Genomic DNA, 19347 nt, shown 5'->3' on the forward strand with positions numbered 1-19347 from the left:
CCGAAAAATCTTGCGGGATCGGCGCGGAGCGTTGATCCCTGGCTGAAGAATTTTCGGCACGCAGGCCCCCGGAGGGGGCTAGACGGGTTGGGGCGGGCACGTACAATCCGAAGGACAGCAGCCAAAAACGTCGTAAACACACAGGGCCAGGGACGGCGGAGCTCTGCGGAGCCGGCACTGGACCCAACAGCCGGCCGCGCCAGCGGACGCCCGATTTGGTGTGAGCGTCGGCGAACACCCTCCGCCCTGCAGCGGGCAACCGCTAGCGGCATTACAGCCTGCCAGCGGCTAGTGTCGTGCCCTTCTGGTACTTTGCGGGCATGGACCTGAAGTCATGCGGATACTGCAAGGAAACGGTCGATCTCAGCACTGGACCGCATATCCACGACCCCAAAATATGCAAGAAGTGCGGGCAGACGCTGCCAGCAGAAGCCTACGACCGCTGGCCCTCCAGCGCTGACGGCCGCCGGCACGTCTGCAGCCAGTGCGTCACCGACGAATCTGCAGCCGGTAGGGCGCAGCGGGTCATCGAAAAGGACAAGCAGTTCCGGGACGACAAGCAAAAGCTGAAAGAGCATCGCTACCGCTGGACGCGGCGGATCGTGCAGCGTAGCCCGGATCCCATCTTTCGCTGGGCATTGCTGGATCCGCAGGGGCAAGAGGTATCAAAGGAACAGGCCCTCCAGGACATCGACATTGCAGAGAACCTTGAGCCCGACGACTACCCGATCTACTAAGAGGAGACATAACTTTGGGACTTCGCAACTTCCTCAGCAGACGACGAACACCAGCTGCAGCTAAGCCCTGGTCGGCCGCCCCGGCGACGGTGACCGAGCGCGCGCCGTTGACGCCAGCCCAACAGGCCGACTTGGAAGAGGCTTGGGCCGAGTTGCGGCAGGCCGCCCAGGAAGCCGGCGTGAAGTCATTTCGTGCTTGTACGCGCGACGGCAGCCGCTGGGAGGAAAACCTGGACTCCGTGCGGGCCATGACCCGCACGATCAAAGGCATACAGAAGGACACGACCGAAGGACCGAAGGACCCGTAGGGAAGGAACCTGGTCCTGTTGTCAGACCCCTCACCGATACTGAAAAGGATGGCGGCCATTCGTTGGCCGCCATCCTTTTCCGTGTCGCTTCGAATATATGTTCTAAGGTTGTGGTATGTCCTCCGAGAGTTTTGCGGCCGCGCTGCAGGCGCAGTACGCACGGCGGGCCGGCCCAATCGGGCTGACCGCGGAAGAGCTCGATTTCGAGCACTTCCCGGTCAAGAACGGATATCCGGGCATCCCGGTGAAGGCGTGGGTCCGGTTCCCGAACTGCGCCGAGCTGGTGGATGGGGAAGTCTTTGCCTGGACAGCGAAGGCGGCCGAAGTGACGTGGAAGGACGGGCCGGTCACGTACCGGACCTGGGTGTGGAGTTCGGCGGTCACCCGCCGGGAGGAAATGATGAACAGGAATTTGGGAGAGCGGACCCGCCGTGACAGCAACAGTAAGTGAAACAACCCTTGATGTTCCTGTGGACGTCCGCTTCACCGCCACGGGCACTCCCCTGGCCGTCCGATATGACGGGCGCGTGTGGGCTGTGGCTGCTGAACCAGTGCATTGGTTCACCAGGGACTCCTGGTGGGAAAAGCGGCGGACCGTCCCGGTCGGCATCGGAAATGTCGTGGACATCGAGCACTGGCGCCTTCAGGTCCGGCTGGGGCCCTCGACGTCTGCACTTCGGACTTTCGAGCTGCGCCGGGACCCCTTATCGGAGCAGTGGCTCTTGGAGGCCATTACCGACACCAAGCCTTGAGCTCGGGCCTTAGCCACGGCTCAACGATCAGCGCGGATGGTAATGAGTCTTTGCCCATCTTCTAAAAGCGCGTAAAGGTTTTCTCGCGCTTCTTCATAAGTGTCGCCTTCAGCTTCAATGTGTTTATAGCTGCCATCTAGGTTGGCGATGGTGCCGGTCAGGATCACGATCTATCGCCATTCTTCGTCGGCGAGGGGAGCCGTGTTCAGCTCTTCTTGACGTGCGCGCCAGTCGGGCAGGAACTCATTCATTAGCTCGACGAAACGCTCATTGTGGCTTCTTTCCTTGAGGTGGGTCAACTCGTGCACAACCACATATTCAAGGCAACGCGGGTTCTTTTTTGCAAGCTCAGGATTGAACCAGACGCTTCCATTGTCTGGGTTACAGGTACCCCATTTGGTTTTCATCCGGCGTACCCCAACATGGCGCGGTTCCGCACCAAATCACACCGGTCCAGTGATCAAGCAAACGTGGGATCGCCGCCTTTAATTCACGGCGATACCACCGTTCAAGAACGGCGAAACGTTCCACCGCCGATGCACCCTCTGGTGCCACAACCCAAAGAGTACTCCCGGAAGCTTTGACACCATGATTACCGCTTGTACGGGATACATCTAGCCGATAGCGTCTCCCCCAAACGAAGTGCGATTCTCCCGAAAGCATCTGCCTCGCGCTTTGGCGGTTGGCTCCTTGGAACTGTTCGCGCTGTCGTTTGATCCAAGGGAGACGTTGCACAACGGCACGCCTGATGGTGTCTTCGTCCAAACGCTCGGGAGCGGCAACTCGAATTCGCCCCATAGGCGGGTAGACGGAGAGGTGAAGATTCTTGATGTCCTTATAGACGACTTCAATCTCCAGCCCCGAGACAGTGATACAAGTGCTAACGGTACTCATCGTGCTGCTTCAACAGACTTATGAGATCGTCCAGCCGGTCTGGATCCAATTCTTGGAAGGCCAGCGCCAGGGATTTGCGCAATGCCCGCTCCTTAATCCCTGAAGTCGTCCAGCCATGCTCTTTGCTGTTCTGTATGACATGGTGGACATGTCCAATGTCGTTCTCTGTGCTCCAGCCAAAGTCGAAGAGGGCTCGACGAGCAGGGGTAGACGCCCAGTCGGGATAGGCGCCAACTGACGCGCCACTGCCGACCTGCGCGGTGAACTCCAAGATCTTTGCCAGAAACTCCGCGTATTCAATAGCCCCTTGGCGGCGTTGCTCTATGAGGGCGTCGAGAAGCTTTGACATCTTGTCGTAGTACTTCGGATTGGTTGCGTGCTCGTCAACGATTGTCTTACGAACATTGTTGATGATTGTTTCTGCGATGGCTTCGGGCCGCTTTCGGATGCCGTTCGGCAGCTTACCTATTGCCGCTGCACCGTGTTCCACGATTAGACCGACCAAACCTTGCTCAAAAGTTGCGACTGACTCTGACGGGTCAGCTTGGATATAGGTATCAAGCAGGGCACGCATGCCTGCTTCAAACTGTTTGAGAGCAACATTTTCCCCGGCGCCTAGTTTCACCTCGTCGCGGACGGCCACATAATGGGCGACTTCTTCCTTGATCGACGCGGCCTCGACCGAGCTGTATCCAGCGACTTCCATTTTGTTTGCAAGCACCGCGTAAGCACGCACGAGGGATGCGACACCCTTGTAGAGCTCCACCCGCTTGGGTTCATTCGTCTTGAGCTGTTCGGCGTTGCCAGGCTCAGAAGCGCAGAAGTAATGCTGATACTGAAGCGTCTCCTTGGGAGGAGCTACAGGTTCGCAGAGTGCCCGCATAATTTCGAGCTGGTCGTCGAGATCCTTGCGTTCTTGCTCCGTCCTGTCTTTGAGGAGGCCATCGATGTCCTCCTTTGCATAGCCATCGAGAGCTCCTGAGGTGTAGTCGGTGATTGCTGACTCCAGGGACTTGAAGAGGTCCCGGTAGTCGATTACGTACCCGTAAGTCTTGTCATCCCCATCAAGGCGGTTCACTCGGCAGATCGCCTGAAAAAGCCCGTGATCGCGCATTTTTTTGTCGATGTAGAGGTAGGTTGCGCTGGGGGCGTCGAAGCCTGTTAGGAGCTTGTCTACCACGATTAGTAGCCGCATTTGTCCCGGTTCTTCGACGAAACGGCGCTTGACGTCCTTCTCGAACTCTTCGATCCGCCCTACCGCCTCATCAGCTGGGATGCCGAAGTAACTGGCAAGCATCTGTCGGTAAATGTCGTACTTGCGCAGCTCCTCATTGTCGCCGTCCCCGGCGTCTTCTTTTGAGATTCCTCCCGGGTTGGAACATAGCTCGTGACAATGGCAACCTTGCCCTTGAAGCCCGCCTGGACAAACATCTCGTAGAACTTGCAGGCCTGGTACACGCTGTCGCTGACCAGCATCGCGTTGCCCCTGCCGTCCATGAGGCGCGGCATGGTTTCCATGTCGAACAGAATGTCCTGGACGATTTGTTTCGCTCGAGGTTCAGCGGACACGACCTTTTGCATTGTGCCCCATCGCTTCTTTAGCGCTGCCTTTGTAAGGTCAGTCATGCCCTTAGTCTTGGCCTCAAACCACTTGTCGACCTTCTCTGCGCCGGCCAACTCTTGATCGATATTGCGTGCTTCGTAACGTAGATCGAGTACGACACCATCACGGACAGCTTGATCGAACTTGTAAGTGTGGATGAAAGACCCGAATGTCTCAATGCTCGTCATTGCGTCGGCTTTCAGCAGCGGCGTGCCGGTGAATCCTATGAACATCGCGTCGGGCAACAGTGACTTCATGGCACGGTGCAACTTGCCGGTTTGTGTCCGGTGAGCCTCGTCGACGAAAACAAAGAGATTGCCCTTTGCCGAGAATCCCTGGGGAAGGCGGGATCGGAGTTCCGCCACATACTCGTCGCTGCCGTCTTCTTTGTCGTTGCCTTCGCCCTCAGCGTCACCACGGAACTTGTGCACGAGAGAACAGAGAAGCCATGGCTGGCTTTTGTTCAGCTGTCCTATCAGATCGGTGCCTGAGGCGGTGCGGTAAATCGACTCATTCACCCCGCCAAAGACCTTCTCGATTTGCTCATCAAGCTCGGTCCGATCGGTAATGATCAGGACTCGGGCATCTGGCTGGTTCTCACGTATCCACTTGGCTAGCCACACCATGGTGAGGCTTTTTCCCGATCCCTGGGTATGCCAGATGATGCCGCCCTCCCGCGTCGTTACGCGTGCTTGGGCGGCTTTCACTCCAAAAAATTGGTTATGTCTGGCAGCTTTCTTCACCCCGGAGTCGAAGACAATGAAGTCGTGGATCAGCTCAAGGAAACGCGCTTTTCCGCACAACTGATTTAATGCGCGGTCCAGCGGCTCCGGGACGTTGCTGGGCTCTTTCCATTCGAGCCAGTACTTTTCTGGCGTCTCGATGACCCCGTAACGCAAGCCTTCAACGTCATTGCCCGCGAAGAGAAACTGCACAGTCGTGAAGAACGGGCGAATAAAATGCTGTTTCTGATTACCGATGTTCTGCCTGATGCCTTCGCTGACGCTCACCTTTGAACGTTTCAGCTCTATGACACCTAGGGCGATCCCGTTCACATACAGGACGACGTCTGGACGCTTGTTGTGCTCTCCCTTTATTGAGACCTCCTCAGCGACTAGGAAATGATTTGCCTGAGGGGCCTCCCAATCGACGAGCCAAACGGTTTCATAATTTTCGGCAACGCTGCGCTTTACTTTGGCACCGTAGCGGAGGAGCTCATACACCTTCCGATTTGCATCGTAGAGTGATGCTCCTGCCGCTAGGGACGCTGCAGTGAGCAACTGCTGAATTGCTCGCCCAATAATCTCATCGTCGTACCCGCGCCTTAGTAGGTTCTGGCGGAGCGTCGTCTCATTAACGTTCGAGTTGTCGAGGTCTTTGAGGTTCCCTCCGAACGAGTACCCAAGCTGTCGGAACACGTCCAGGACACGATCCTGTGTCTTGCGCTCCATTTGGCCCACAGTGCTCATGCCGGATCCCCCTCCTTGGGCAGTCGCACCCGCCCTGTCAGCAATTCCTGCATCATACCCAGCTTGATCCTGCGGATGGACTGGAGGCGGCTTACTAGGACGGTGATCTCACGGTCGACGTCGAGCAGTGCTGTCGCAATTGCTTTTTGCTCGTCGAGGTCTGTGGGGGCGTGAAAGGTGAGGGTAGCCAGGTCTCGCTGATAGAGGTGGTTGATAGTCGATCCAGCGCTAAGGCCAGCGACGAATTCCTCAAACATCCGAGAGCACAGCAGAAAGTACATGAAGCGAGAGTCATATGCAGCTCTCTTAGGCCGCATAACAAACACACCGCTATTTAGCGTCGCTGGACCTGGCAAGGAATCCACGAAGGCAACCTTGCCGATCGTGCCATCCTTGGTGACTAGTATGTCTCCCCTTCGAAGCTGGATATTGCTGTCTTGCTCGAATCGCCACTTGTCGACATACGGCGTAGTTGACCAATCAACAAGGCCATCCTTGAAGTCTGTTCCCCCAACAAGCCAGTACTCACCGAAACTGCGGTACTCGGCTGTAGTCAATCCTTGCCATCCGATTCTTGCCTTGAGGTGAGAGGCAGCGGCGACCTCCAACGTGCCCCATGGTTGGTTGAAGCCGGGAAGCCGTGTAACACCTGTCAGGAGCTCCTGCATCATCCCTTGTTTGATTGCACGCTTCTTAGCGATAAGTCGTTCAAGTGAAGCAATCAGCTCGTCGACGTCCCAAAGTGCAGACGCAATTCGGCTCTGTTCCTTGGGATCCACGGGAAGAAGGACCCGAAGGCTCCTGACTATGTCCGTATTCACATTCATTTGCGAACCCGACTGACCGGCTTCCCGTAGCCGCTGCTCCGAGGCTTTGAGCACGTAGAGCAAAAGCCTCTGGTCAACTTTGAGATCCTCTAAGGCGACAAATCCGTCATGGATGCACGACGGAACGCCGGTGATCACCGGGACTCCGACCGTTGCAGCAATGCTCATAATGAGCGTCCCAGGCTCTAAGAACCGGCTCCGAGCTATCCCGTCAGGTGAAAGCGCTTGAGTGGTTTCACGCAAAGTACGGCCGTCGGAACGATTCATGTCGGCAATACGAACCCACCGAACTTCACTGTTCATGTCGAACCAGCGCGGCGATGCAATCGGCCTTGGGGAAGCCCCGCGGGAGACTGACGCCAATTCGCCGACCGTCGTTTCTTCCCAATCCGACACGACAGCCATCAGGCCTTTACTCCCATTGCCGTCAGGTGCGCTGTGACCTTGCCGCTGAGTTCCTGGACTTCGTTTTCCAAGTCTCCGACAGTACTTTCGTAGCGGCTGGCGAGCTCCCGCAGGCGATTAACGAGACGTTGGATGAGCATAAGGACTTCGTCCTCTATGGCCCCAACGATTGTTGCTCCCCACTTGTCATCAATAACGAGGCTTTGAACGTCGGCGGCACTCAGCACGGCGTACTGCGAAAGTGTCTTCCTGTTGAGCTCAATCGTGGCCATTTTTAGAGCCTTTTTGGCAGCAGCTTCATCCGCGTAGTGCCTAATAACGGCCAAGAGCGCATCAATCTCATCTTTCTCGGCACCCTCCCCACGCGCTACTTTTAGCCGCGCCTTGGCGAGGGCGGGCGAAAGTTTACCTTCGTCGTCGGCGGCGTCCCAGAGAAGGCCGCCCTCCGTCAGGTGTTCTTCAACGTATTCATCAAGTTCTTGAGTGGCAGTAGCCTGCGCCGTCACGAGCACATCTAGATTTTCTTGTTCGGCTTCAAAGTACCGGCGCACGATGTACTCGGGCGGGATCAAGTCCATCACCCAACGCTCTGCCTTGGCGCCGGTGCCGAAAACAAGGTGGGCATCCTCAAATTTGGGCTTGTCCTTGTTGTCGTACCCTGTGATTCGAGCGCGACGAGGCTGAACCGCTTCGATCCATCCCCCTCCAAGGATCAGCGTTACGTCGTCGTGCATTGACTGGTTCCAGTAGCTCATGAGCCGCTCGTACACGCCGTATTCATCTAAAAGGGGCTGAGTGCGGAACATGGCCAAGAGTGCCTCTGCGAGTTCATCAATTAGCGCTGTCGGCCTGGTTGATTCGTCGATCCCTTCCAGGCTAGTTCGATTGGCTTCCCACCACTGGTGGACCATGTCACGAGTTCCCTCGCGAAAGGTTATGGATTCTTGCGAACCCGTCACAACAGCAGGAATGTCAGCCCTTGGTACTGCCAGCTCTGAATATCCTTCCCGCAGGTGGGAATGGAACAGTGTTGATCGCAGCTCAGGGAAGGCTTCCCAATAAGGCTGGAGGATGTCGAGATCTCGGTCCGGGAAACCTCCTCGTAAGTGGGCGTGAAGGTCCTGGATGTCCTCCGGTTCCGCCGAATCGATGTAGCGGGGAATGTTCAGGTTGCAGTCGTTTTTTGGGTCCAAGATTTCACTCATCGGCACCATGCGAGCGAAGCGGTGAATGTCTATCCGTTTGAGGCAGGCATCGACAATCTTGTGCATGTCACGAGGACGCAACCTGTTCTTCGGACCATCTTTTTCAAATCCCTTGGATGCATCCACCATGAAGATGCCAGGACGGTTCTGTGCATCCTTTTTGTTGAGGACGATGATGCACGCAGGGATGCCAGTGCCGTAGAAGAGGTTCGCTGGTAAACCGATGATCGCTTCGATGTAGCCGCGCCTTACAATTTCCTTCCGAATAGTTGCCTCGGCGTTGCCTCGGAAGAGTACACCGTGGGGAAGGATCACGGCTCCCTTGCCAGTCGACTTCAATGACTTGATCATGTGCAGTAGAAAAGCGTAATCGCCGTTCTTCTCCGGCGGTTCCGGGTAACCGTCGAAGCGTCCATAGTCTTTTTCGAAGCCGTTCTTCCACGTCTTGACAGAGAAGGGCGGGTTCGCGACGAGGTAGTCGAACGCGTCGAGGGTCTCATCTTCACGGAATTTGGGATCTGCCAGGGTATCGCCCTGCCGAATATCGTGAGTCTCGTTCCCGTGAAGGATCATGTTCATACGCGCCAGGGCCCAGGTCGCGACGTCCTTCTCCTGCCCGTAAATCGTCAGGCCGTTTGGCGCCGCATCAGCGACCTTGATGAGCAGTGAGCCGGATCCACAGGTTGGGTCGTAGACAGTCGTGGAGCGTGGCGTGTCTGCCGGAATTTGAAGTAAATGCGCCATGACACGCGAGACTTCAGCAGGGGTGTAAAACTGCCCCTTGCTCTTTCCTGATTCTGTGGCGAAGTGTCGCATTAGATACTCATATGCGTCGCCAAGAAGGTCATCGCCTTCGGCTTTAGAACCTGTGAAGTCGATGTCTTGAAATATGCCGATGAGGTTCGACAGGCGATCCTGCATCGCTTTGCCGTCACCAAGCTTCTGAGGATCGTCGAAGTCAGCGTTGTTGATGACGCCCTGCAGATCGTTGCCCTCCGCCAGCTTACGGATGGCGATATTGATCTGCTCGCCAATGTTTGCCTTGCCCTTGAGCGCGACCAAGTCATCGAACGAGCCCCCGTCTGGGACGACAATGAGACTATTCGGATCGCTCTTCGCCTTATCGGAAACGTACTTTACGAAAAGGAGCGTAAGTACATAGTCCTTGTACTGGCTGGCATCCATGCCACCGCGCAGCTCGTCCGCGCTCCGCCAGAGGGAGCTGTACAGGTCCGATTTCTTCAGCGCCATTGTCCTACCACCATCATCGTTATCGGCCCGTGGGCCGTCTGGTCGCTCAGTTTCTTGCGCATCATTTTCGATTCGTTCGTCTCTGCCACTCCGGTGGCCTCAAGGTTTACTCGCAACTTCTGTTCCCCACTTTTAGGCACTGCCCAAGGACCAGGCAAGGACGCATGGGTGGCACAGCGGCTGGAGAGCGTGCACGGCCAAGCGCAGTGTTGCGATTTTTCTCCGACCGATTCTCTCATCATCGGAAGGAAGGATTTTGCCCGTGCTAGACGGCCGCAGGTTCCCCATCGAGCACCCAGACTAATTTCAGTGGCAGCGCGGCCTTGGTCACGTCCGGCAGCTGCGGATATACCTCGAAAAGTTTGTCCAGAACGTCATCGGCGTCCCAGAACGCCATCCTCGTTCGTTGCTGCGAGAATTCTCGTTTGGCAGCCGAGTTGATTCCTCCCCAAGCCACCAATAGTCCCTGGTCCGCTTGGTTGCTTGAGACGGCTCCTTGAAGCCCGCGGGCGACTTGAGTCTTGACTGGAGTGGGCTCCGATTTGACCTCCACTACCAGGGTTGGGGAATCGAGCCCGAGCGGGCCGCTGCCGGCTAGGATGTCCACTCCCCCGTCTGGTCCGGCCGGCGACACTGTGCAGATATACCCCAGTGCAGTAAGGATGTCTGCAACCAATCCCGTGAGCTTGTGACCCGAGAAGTTCTCTACAATGCGGGTGCGGATCGTATCCCGTATAGCCTCTATGGTTGGAGCCGGTGCGGGGTCTAGCAAGCCGGATTCGTCAAGTTCCCGCTCCTCTGCCCGCTCCGCGGGAGAAGGGACAGGCCGCGCCGGAACACCCAGTAAGCCTGGATCGCTGCCCTGGTCTTGGACCGCGCGAAGCCTGAACTCAGCATTGTTCCGTGTCGCTTTGAACACCGTCATGGCACCGTTTATCGTGTTCAAAAGGTCATCCTTGAACACGGACCGTGACATCCGTTCGGGGGTCCAGGTGACCGCGATGTAGTGACGGCGGGACCTGTCAGGTTCACCAGCATCGTAGGCGTACCCTGCTGTGCAAGTGCCGATGGCTATTTGTCCGTCGCTTTTGAGGGGCATGACGATCAAGTCCCCTGGCTTTATGCCGTGCCGCAGCGCCCATAGTTGGCCGGCGAAGTTGGCGCGGGTTCCTGGCTTGGCTTGTGGGTAGGCTTCGTCGACAGCGGCGCGAACATCTTCTCGGGAGTTGCATTCAAGGAGGCTTCCCACGCCCGTGAAACTCACTCCCGCGCGACCCTTCGCTAAATTCCAGCTCTCGGCTTCGCCGGCAACCCCCGCCCGAACAATCCACGCTGTCACCTTGCAACTCCCCTGTTCAGCTTTCGCACCCTTCGTGGCGCCCCCGACTCCCGGTACTGAGTGTATGCGGGCAGGCATCAACCAATTACAAAAGCGGTCGGTTCACGAAGAGCCCTACGGTTCACGACTCAAAGGCATTTGCGAATCATTCACCAGTGTCTGACGTACCCGTTTGTTGAGCGGGTACGCATTCTCTCCATGACCCGTAGACACGACCACAACGAGCTTCGTGGCATCAAACCCGCTCTCCCTCGCAGCGCGCTGAACCTCGGCGACAGGAATGAACTGATGTGCAGACTCACCAGGCTCCAGTGTGGTCGGCAGGGTTGTGGCACCGGGGAGGGGTAGCGGCGTGTACAGGCTGACTCCCTTTGGCATTCTGAGATGCAGAGAAGTGAGGACCGTCTTCCCCGTGCGACCAACGTTGGTCGCTTTGACACTAATGTGCGGCTGGCCGCTTGCTCCGCCGACGAAGACACCTATACTGCTGGTGACAGTGATGCGGGCGTCATCTCTGAATCTCAGCACTAATGTCAAAGCTACTGAGGCGAGCGAAATTACGATCGCAATAATGGGTAGAAGGCCTTGCCACCATGGTTGGCCAACAAGCTCGACAAGAATAGGATCCATACGCACCGCGCAAGGATACAGCTGGATGCCTAGGAGTAGCCTCAGCTCATGGTCAACTTCGTCACCCCACGGAACCTCTCTGACGAGTTAGAGGTCCCGCAATAGAAAATCTGAGATTACCTGCGTCAAACGTATGGCGTCCTTGTGGCGCGAAACGAGGTGCGCTGGCAATTGGACGCGGACCAAGCCTCTGCCGTCCGGCAGCACTTCCGTGCTGAAGGCGTTTCTCGGGAGAAGGGGCGCGATACCTACTCATGAGCGCGGCATGCAGCCGATTCTTGTAAGGTAGGAAGCGAGGTTGTTCCCTGAGTGGTGTGCTGGACAGTGCACTGCGAGCCACAGGGGCAGCCTTTTTCTTTCCGACGGGAGTAGGAGAACCGCAATTTTTTCCTAGGGTTTTCGGTACGGTCGTCATCTCAGACTGGTGAATTTACGCTGGTGACATGACCGAATCTGGAACTGAATCACCGGAGCCCTACTGGCTGATAAGGATGCGTCAAGCTGCTAAGCAACGCCCCAGGACCCGGTTCGTCAAGGTCCGCTGGCTCGAGTTGCAGTACTTGCTTCGCGAGCGGGATGCACTCTGGCTCGCCCCTGGTCCAGCCACGCGCGAACGGCTCCTAAAGCTCCGAACGACCGATGACTATACGTACTTGTCTCTTCAGGAGATAGCCGCTCTGCAAGCCTCCCAGGACGAAGAGCACAGGGCGTAGCGTTCCTGTTGCCGCTGATCCGTCAGCTGAGCCTTCATGGGCATCTCGTTTCCGTAGAACCGAGACACTCCACCGAACGCCTGCGACCTTCGGCGATAAATGGCGGCAATTTCACGGCGCTAGCTGTCGCTGGTGCCGGCTGCGTAACTTTGGTCTCCCAGAATCTGTCCCCACACCAGGGGTGCATTACGCCGCTGCGGGTGGGACTTCTGGCACATCGTTCTTGCTAAGAGCCCGAGTCAGTGATGAAACGCTGATGCTAAGTCGCTCAGCCGTTTCCTTCAAAGTTTTTCCTTCGTTGCGTAGCTGCCGGGCCGTTTCCAGTTTCCCTGGCGTCATTGACCGCGGCCGGCCGCCGAGCCGGCCCCGCGCCTTAGCCGCAGCCAGCCCGGCCTTAGTTCTTTCGGACAGCCGGGATCGCTCGTATTCCGCGAGGGAGGCGAACATATCAAAGATGAGTTTGCCGTGGGCGCTAGTTGTATCCAGCCACGGTTCAGCCAGAGAACGGAAGCCTATCCCCCGCTGGCCCAGCACTGTGACGATGTCCGCAAGGTCGGAGGTGCTGCGGCCTAACCTCGTCAGGTCCGCAACTAACAGCACGTTGCCCGGCTGCAAATAATCCAAGCAGTCCTTCCACCGCGCCCTTGCCTGGGTAGCGCCGGATGCATACTCCTGAAAGACGCGAACTGCTCCGGCCGCTACTAACGCGTCCACCTGTGAATCGAGCGATTGACCACGAGTACTGACCCTCGCATAGCCGACTATGTTCCTGGACATGTCAAAAACCCTCCCATCGCCCTTTTGACCGGTTTTCTTTTCGGCAACCAGTTTTGACTAAGACTAGAAGTGCTTTTTCGACTTTTTTTGGAGGCTTGCCGGATGCGGGTCAGAAACGGTCGTTATTGACCGACACTCGAGAGTGCTGGTAGTCGTACACGTATGCAGCTCTCCACCCACCCCTCGTTTCCAGGCCGACTTCAGCGCGCTTGACTCCTTGCCCTCTCTTGAACAGCGAAGGCTAATAATTACGTCCGGACATAATTATTTTTTAAGGCGATCCCTGACGGCTTCATCTAGGAAGTCGATAATCGAAAGTCCGTGCTCAGCCACATAGTCATCCATCTCGTCTCGGAGTTCGATTTCTATCTTTGAGGAGAAGGGTTCCATCCGGCGTTTGCTCCGAGGGCGGCCCGGTCCGGGACGCCTGTTCGAGGATGACCGAGGAGCATCTTCCGACGGTTCAGGTGCCCGGGCACGCAAAGGTTCTGTAGCCTGCGCTTGTTTGCTGTCGCTTCGGGAGGTCAGAACATCGACTACGTCCGCAGCGGGTGCCTTGCGGATTGCTGATTTTCTCTCTACTGGCATCAATTCACTCCATCGATAAAGCGAGCGTGCTCGACGAACTTTTCGGTCATGATTACAGCTCCCCTGCTGTTGAGCTTTGTAAGAGGCGCTCTCGAGCTGACCGAGTCCTGCATGGCAGTCCTGAGTGGAAGGTGAGGGCTCCTTACGTCCTGACCATAGGCGGCCTCCAATTCGCCGATTTGGAAGGCATGCTCTCCGGTGAGGGGCGAACTGGTCTTGTTGATGATGATTCCCAGGAACTCAAGTGCCGGATTCAGGTGCGGTAGCGACTGCACTTTCTTCACTGTCTCCAAGAATTCGGTGACTCCTTTGACGGAGAAGGCCGCAGGCTCGGTTATAGCCAGGACTCGATCAGCCCAAATAAGGCCATTAAGCGTCAGACGACCCAACGCGGGAGGAAGATCCAAAAGAATGTGATCGTATGCCGCCAATTCCTCGGCGCCCCATGCGGCGGTCTTCAACCGCAGCTCAGGAGTCATGAGGCTTTCCGATTCCAGCCGCGCAAGCGATTCTGAGCTGGGGATGAGATCAATGCCAGGCCAGGAGGTCTCTGTGATGGCCTGACCCAAAGTGCCGGCATCTCCCCCATGTAGCACGTCGAAGATGTCGAACTCGCCTGAGCCTTCAAGCGCTTCGGTGACGTTAGCTTGAGGGTCCAGGTCAATTACTAGCACCTTTTTGCCAATCAACTTGAGACCAGTGGCAAGACCCAGTGTCACAGAGGTCTTACCGACTCCGCCCTTTCGGTTCCCTATCGCAGTTACTTTCACAAGTCACCTCAGTCGTAATTAATAAATCTGCCTGTCTGCCCATCTATCAATCCGTCAATCAATCTATCTTTACGTCATGACGTATTTATCTCGGCCCGACCACGTGTGCACCGCGAGTCGAAGCAGGGGCATCTGTCTATCAATCTATCCGTCTATCTTTACGTCATGACGTATTTATCTCGGCGCGTCGCCCTTGGAAAATGAGGCTACGGAAGGGGGAGCTTTCCCCGACCTCCAGCGCTGCCGGGGGAAGCGACGGGGAACTATCCCTACGTCACGTAGGGCCTAGGGCTCGCAAACGCAAAGTCCGGGGGAGTGCCAGGCTTTCAGGCATCGCATGAAGTCGGACAAACGTGTTTTAGTGACGAGTGCTGTCAGGACCGATAAATACGTCTGGATTTATTCCATGTGCCACTAACAAAAAAAGGCCCAGTACTCTGAGACGGCGAAACACAAGGGCAATTACGGGACTAAGCCCGCACTGGAGCGGGGGATCGCCTCAGGAGTTGTGCGCCCTTTCAGCCCCGGCGTTTTCGGATTCAAATGTCCGAGTGCACATCACCGTACGGAGAAGATCCGTCATGCAGCCCTAGGAGAGCGGCGCAAGAATAAATACGTCAAGATTTATTCTCCGCATGCTCCTTTGCTTGACCGAGGGCAGTACAAGCTAAGGAAGCCCTGGGCCAATATTCATAAGGCCGAATCGAAGTCCGAAGCAGTCAATATTGTTCCCGTTCGACATCGTAGAGATCCGCCTCCACTCCCTTCCCTGTCATGTTTCCCCTCAAGCTGCATACCAGATTGCCGCATCGTCGGGTGGTAGCCAGTACTCGTCCCGTTCTGGGTCAAATAGGTCGGCCTTTTGTACCTGGGTGGTAAAAAACCGGTCTAGGTAGGCGTGCCAAGCAGCGCGTTCATGTCGGTTACGGCTGATCTGTTCAAGGTAGTCATCCATGACACCTAGTCGTGCCGCGAGCATGCGCAGGTTGACTGTGGTCGTCTTCCATGTGCCTCCTTGGCGTTGGATCATACCCAGGGCTTGCATCTCTGCCAGCGCTGCCGAGCATGCATTCCGGCTGACACCAGTAGCCCGCACGAGGTCCGCTGTGGTGGGAGCGTCCCGACCACGTTCAATAGCTTCATACACCAGCGCTGTGGCGTCGCCAAGCGCCCGGAAGACAGGACGGATGGCATGGATTTTTCCTTTTCGCCAGGATAATTCCCGAGCCAGTTGTTGATACTGCTCAGGGAGTTGGATGAGGTAAACGTCGGCGGTTTTGTGGCGTGCGTCCGCAACTTTGGTCAGGATGCCATCGGAGGCAGCAACCAAAACGGGCAGGAGCCGGGCGATCGTGACGTGGTGTTTTCCCATCGCGGCAGCAAGGGTTCGGCAACCAACATCGAGAACGTCAGTTTCCTTGGCTCTCATGTAGCCCAGTAGCCCACGAATCAGCAAACGAAGACTAAGGCCCTGCCGGCCTCTGGCACGCAGTCTGTGGTCGACGACTGCGTAGAGAATATTTTCCAGGTCATTCACGAGCTGGTGCACACCAGCGCTACTGAGTTTCCCCGCCCCCCCTGTGGTTAAAGTCGGGCTTGTGTTGTTAATAGGGGCAGTCTTTTTCCTCTGTCTATGGGGGTCTCGTTTCTGCAGAACTTGGGTGGAGGTGAAGGACTGGGCTTTGGCCCACTCATAGGGCAGGAGTCGTGCCTGGCGTTGAGGGGTTCCATAGAGCGCTGCCAGCCCGGGGAACTGGCCGGTGAGTTCGTTCTCGACGTGTTGTAGGGACCAACCACAGGCGCTGAAGTGATTCAATACAGCCATCCGAGCTTCGGATGGACTCTTGTACCTAGCCGTGTCATACAGGCCAGTACGCGCCACCCTGCGCAGCGGAGACTCACTGGCCATGGTCAGTGAGAGCTGCGGCAAGAAACCATTTCGCTGTGCGGCCACACTCCTGGCAGCCCTAGCTTTGAGTGCACGCTTACGGGTTAGTTCCGGAGCCAAAGCGGCCCGAAGCTCCACCAGCGCAGAGGCTGGGTTGCGGCGGCGCAGGATGTCGTAGGCTGGGAGAGTGGAGTGACGAGGGTTTGATGGCCTCCGGCCTTGTGCACCGAACCAGGGACACGGATACATCCGTCCGTGATGTTCTGGTGAGGACTCGGGTCCAGGCTCGTCGCTGTCAGCGCCAGCGCTTCCACCAGCTCCCTGGCTTCGGCTGCGTCCATACGATCCCGCAGCGGGATGTAAACGTGCCGGCCACCACTGGGGGAGAAGTCCTCAACAAAAAGCACCCCGCATGCCGACAACAACCGGCCCACCCGGGCAGCGTCCGCATCAACCACACCCTTGAGGGCCTTGGACGTGTCAAAATCCAAGCACAGCGTGGCAACACAGCCATCCGGCCCATGCACCATCACCGCCGCAGGACGCTCCGGAAGCGACCGCGTGATTTTCGGCGTGGCCCGCGGCCGCGGGTACTGGAATCGCGAACCAACCCACCGACCCAATCGGTATGAAGGTGCGCCAGCAATCATTGGAGCAAGGCTCCATGCCTCTTCTGGCTTCACATACGGCGCGACACCCATAAGGGCATGCGTTGACGCCGATACCGGTTCCGGTACCATGGTGTGCAGTAGTTCCTTTCGAGGTAACACAAATGGCACCCACAGCGTGGGTGTTGTCAAAAGTTCAGATCGTGTCCCGCCAAGAACTGGATCTGGACTTAATGCTTCCGAGAAGGCCCGCCTAGTGCGGGCCTTCCTCTTTTAAGAGGCGATACGGCCGATAGGCAGTTCCTCCTGGCCGCTAACGAATGTCATGTCGATAGCGGCGAGCTTTTCAGCAACGGCATGTGCGATGAACTCACTAGCCGACTGCCTTGGTGATCTGCAACAGCGAACAACTTTTCTGCGTCTGCAACGGGGAGCCGGGTAGTCAGAACATGACGGTCCCCTTTAGAAGGGCGTCCTCCGCGTGCGCGTTTCTGAATTGCCATGCCCCTCACGTTAGTTTCTGAAACGCTGGGGACCGGACATAAAGTACGGCGTGTCGGCTTCATCTCTTTTAGAAGCCTTTTGCGACGGCGGCGGCTGCGGCGAGCCAGGCTCGTTGGGTGGCTGGCTGGAGTGCGTCGTAGCGGATGGGACCATTCACCAGGGCGGGATCGTAGGGGATGCGGACAACGGCTCGTACATGGGGGGCGAAGCGTCAGCGATCCGTCGGGCCTCGTCCTTGGCGCGTTTGAGCGCGTCGCCGCTCATGCTGCGCTTGGCGTCGGTGGATTCTGACACGATGACGACGGCGTTGCGGGCCAGTTCGGCGTCGTGGCCGCCGCGGGATTCGAGGGTTTGGAGGGTCAGACGCGCGGCTTCGGCGCGGTCTTCGATGGCTGTCACGGGGACCACGAGCTGGTTGGTGTGATGGATCATTCGCCGCCAGTTGGCCGCCCGGGCCGTGTTTCCGGAGTCCATGACGATTAGACGGTAGTAGCGGGTGAGTACCTGGTGGGCGATGTCCACCTCCTCTGCGGTAACTTCGTGGTCGCCCTCCTCGTTTTCGTCCGAGCGCAGGACGTCGAACTTGTCTGAGGTCTGGTGGTGGACGAACTGGGCGATCTCGGCTGCTTGGGCGCTGGGGGATAGCAGGGCATGGGATGAGTCGATGAGGTCCAGGACGCTGTTGTTGTGGCCGCCCTTTTCGGTGCGCCAGCCGAGGGTGCCCTGGGATTCGTTGTTGTCCCAGGCGACGGTCGCCGCGCCGCTGTAGCGGGCCAGGATCGCGCTGAGCATGACGACGGTGGGGGTCTTGTTCGCTCCGCCCTTGCGGTTGACGACAGCTACGGTGCGGGGGCCGGGCCAGTGCTGGCTCACTGTGCGGATGTCCTCGCGTTCGGCCAGTTCCTCGGCTGATGGGTCCATGCGGAAGCCCAGGCGGCTGAGAACGCCGCGCCAGCCGCGCGTGGCCGGCTGGAGCACAGGCGCGCTGATGAGGAATGAGGTGTCTTTGAGGCTGCGCCGTGTGGCAGGCTCAGCTGCGGCTGCTGTGCTGGCCCGTGCGGGTCCTTGGGCGGACGCGTGTGTAACAGCTGCCCCGAAGGTCACCGGCGCAGCGTCGGCAGGGCGTGCCGGAACTTCTTCGGCCGGAGAGGCATCCGGCACCGAACCTGGCGTAGGAGCAGGCGCGGCCGTAGTCGTGGCCTTGGCTATTTCGGGCGAAGAGGCCACCGGAACGGGCAAGGTGTCCTGCTCCCGCTTCGGGGTGGGCTTGATCGGAGCGGCCTCGCTGACAACACCTTCGGGGGAGACGATAATGAGGCCCTGCCCGTCCGGATCAGTGGTGCTGACGCGGACGGGTCGGCCGAGCTGAGCAGCGGTTTCAGAGATGAGGCGTAGCGCCTCGCCCAGGACAGCGGCTTCGTCGGCGGCCTCGATCGCGTGGGAGGTTCCGTTGATGGTGACTTCGCCGGTTCCGTTGGTCCGCAGAACGGCGTTGATCTTGGGGAAGTCGAGTGCTTGAGTTTCCATCATCTGTCCTTACTTTGTGCCGTTCGGGGGCATGAAACGGTTGACCTGCCAAGGCTTGTCGGCTGCGCTTCGGAGCAGTTGCACGTCGTAGTCGCCGGCATCGGTGGGAAAGACGACATGGCAGCCGAAACCGTTGTTCTCATCGATCCTGAGCTGGCCCCTTCCAGTGATCCTGGTGACCGGGATGTTGGCCGGGTCAACGTATTGGTAATCAGCGGTGGCTTGGGCGGTGAGGAGCTGCCCGAGTTCCTGGATCCATTCCTTGTCCGTGACAGTGGGACGGGCGTACAGCGTCATGGCTTTGGTCGCGGTTTCCAGCACGGCTGTTTTGCTTGCCTCGTCCCAGGCAATGCCTAGCGTGGCCGGTGCTGTGCCGCCGGGAGCTTGGGGCTTACCGCCCGCTCTGAGCGTGGCTGAGCTGGCGGCGGAAGCACTGGGTGATGGTTCCGCTGGTGTTGAGCTGGATACCGGCGCGCATGCCGTGCACACGAGCAGGGCCGCGAGGGCTGTCAGGGTGCGTTTCATGGTTCCTCCGGGTAGTCGCTGCCGGGC

General features: G+C 57.8%; 17 protein-coding genes and 1 pseudogene. 4 read left to right on the forward strand and 14 right to left on the reverse strand.

Features of this window, described 5'->3' with window-relative positions:
* Nucleotides 1–320: 320 nt before the first annotated feature.
* The 4 genes from G205_RS11400 (at nucleotide 321) to G205_RS11415 (ending at nucleotide 1797) form a co-directional block, all read left to right on the forward strand.
* Nucleotides 321–737: a hypothetical protein gene (locus G205_RS11400; RefSeq protein ID WP_160166606.1), complete on the forward strand. Its 417-nt coding sequence runs from the start codon at nucleotides 321–323 to the stop codon at nucleotides 735–737.
* Between the two features lie 14 nt (nucleotides 738–751).
* On the forward strand, nucleotides 752–1045 hold the full coding sequence (locus G205_RS11405) for a hypothetical protein (RefSeq protein ID WP_235046884.1): 294 nt from the start codon (nucleotides 752–754) through the stop codon (nucleotides 1043–1045).
* Nucleotides 1046–1160: 115 nt separating this feature from the next.
* On the forward strand, nucleotides 1161–1496 hold the full coding sequence (locus tag G205_RS11410; RefSeq protein ID WP_009358092.1) for a hypothetical protein: 336 nt from the start codon (nucleotides 1161–1163) through the stop codon (nucleotides 1494–1496).
* Nucleotides 1477–1797: a hypothetical protein gene (locus G205_RS11415; RefSeq protein WP_235046885.1), complete on the forward strand. Its 321-nt coding sequence runs from the start codon at nucleotides 1477–1479 to the stop codon at nucleotides 1795–1797. The genes G205_RS11410 and G205_RS11415 overlap by 20 nt, the downstream gene beginning before the upstream one ends.
* A 20-nt stretch (nucleotides 1798–1817) precedes the next feature.
* On the opposite strand, the gene G205_RS21920 is transcribed toward G205_RS11415, so the two are convergent.
* The 14 genes and pseudogenes from G205_RS21920 to G205_RS11475 form a co-directional block, all read right to left on the reverse strand.
* Nucleotides 1818–1964 carry a hypothetical protein gene (locus tag G205_RS21920; protein WP_160166607.1) on the reverse strand — a complete coding sequence of 49 codons (147 nt, stop codon included), beginning with the start codon at nucleotides 1962–1964 and terminating at the stop codon, nucleotides 1818–1820.
* Nucleotides 1965–1967: 3 nt separating this feature from the next.
* Nucleotides 1968–2204: a M48 family metallopeptidase gene (locus G205_RS23470; protein ID WP_268743674.1), complete on the reverse strand. Its 237-nt coding sequence runs from the start codon at nucleotides 2202–2204 to the stop codon at nucleotides 1968–1970.
* Nucleotides 2179–2691: a M48 family metallopeptidase gene (locus G205_RS11420; protein WP_338058414.1), complete on the reverse strand. Its 513-nt coding sequence runs from the start codon at nucleotides 2689–2691 to the stop codon at nucleotides 2179–2181. The genes G205_RS23470 and G205_RS11420 overlap by 26 nt, the downstream gene beginning before the upstream one ends.
* Complete coding sequence (locus tag G205_RS22815) at nucleotides 2678–3988, reverse strand: type I restriction enzyme subunit R domain-containing protein (protein ID WP_235046886.1); 1311 nt, start codon at nucleotides 3986–3988, stop codon at nucleotides 2678–2680. The genes G205_RS11420 and G205_RS22815 overlap by 14 nt, the downstream gene beginning before the upstream one ends.
* The gene (locus tag G205_RS22820) at nucleotides 3946–5763 is read right to left on the reverse strand and encodes a type I restriction endonuclease subunit R (RefSeq protein WP_235046887.1); all 1818 of its coding nucleotides are present in this window, start codon (nucleotides 5761–5763) and stop codon (nucleotides 3946–3948) included. The genes G205_RS22815 and G205_RS22820 overlap by 43 nt, the downstream gene beginning before the upstream one ends.
* On the reverse strand, nucleotides 5760–6995 hold the full coding sequence (locus G205_RS11430) for a restriction endonuclease subunit S (protein ID WP_083875052.1): 1236 nt from the start codon (nucleotides 6993–6995) through the stop codon (nucleotides 5760–5762). The genes G205_RS22820 and G205_RS11430 overlap by 4 nt, the downstream gene beginning before the upstream one ends.
* Nucleotides 6995–9451, reverse strand: a complete 2457-nt coding sequence (locus G205_RS11435) for a type I restriction-modification system subunit M (RefSeq protein WP_009358096.1) — start codon at nucleotides 9449–9451, stop codon at nucleotides 6995–6997. The genes G205_RS11430 and G205_RS11435 overlap by 1 nt, the downstream gene beginning before the upstream one ends.
* 265 nt (nucleotides 9452–9716) lie before the next feature.
* Nucleotides 9717–10715: a restriction endonuclease gene (locus G205_RS11440; RefSeq protein ID WP_009358097.1), complete on the reverse strand. Its 999-nt coding sequence runs from the start codon at nucleotides 10713–10715 to the stop codon at nucleotides 9717–9719.
* A gap of 1604 nt (nucleotides 10716–12319) precedes the next feature.
* Entirely contained in the window at nucleotides 12320–12910 is a 591-nt protein-coding gene (locus G205_RS11450; RefSeq protein WP_009358099.1) for a recombinase family protein, read from the reverse strand.
* A 587-nt stretch (nucleotides 12911–13497) separates the two neighbouring features.
* Entirely contained in the window at nucleotides 13498–14268 is a 771-nt protein-coding gene (locus tag G205_RS11460; RefSeq protein ID WP_035752829.1) for a ParA family protein, read from the reverse strand.
* 784 nt (nucleotides 14269–15052) lie between these two features.
* Nucleotides 15053–15817 carry a MarR family transcriptional regulator gene (locus G205_RS22825; protein WP_235046888.1) on the reverse strand — a complete coding sequence of 255 codons (765 nt, stop codon included), beginning with the start codon at nucleotides 15815–15817 and terminating at the stop codon, nucleotides 15053–15055.
* A gap of 443 nt (nucleotides 15818–16260) precedes the next feature.
* A complete protein-coding gene (locus tag G205_RS22830) occupies nucleotides 16261–16647 on the reverse strand; it encodes a hypothetical protein (protein ID WP_235046889.1) in 387 nt (128 codons plus the stop codon).
* Between the two features lie 688 nt (nucleotides 16648–17335).
* Nucleotides 17336–18798: pseudogene (locus G205_RS11470) on the reverse strand (MinD/ParA family ATP-binding protein).
* Between the two features lie 6 nt (nucleotides 18799–18804).
* The gene (locus tag G205_RS11475; protein WP_035752832.1) at nucleotides 18805–19320 is read right to left on the reverse strand and encodes a hypothetical protein; all 516 of its coding nucleotides are present in this window, start codon (nucleotides 19318–19320) and stop codon (nucleotides 18805–18807) included.
* Nucleotides 19321–19347 lie beyond the last annotated feature (27 nt).

Origin of the sequence: Arthrobacter nitrophenolicus, from assembly GCF_000332815.1 — a bacterium.
Lineage (GTDB): Bacteria > Actinomycetota > Actinomycetes > Actinomycetales > Micrococcaceae > Arthrobacter > Arthrobacter nitrophenolicus.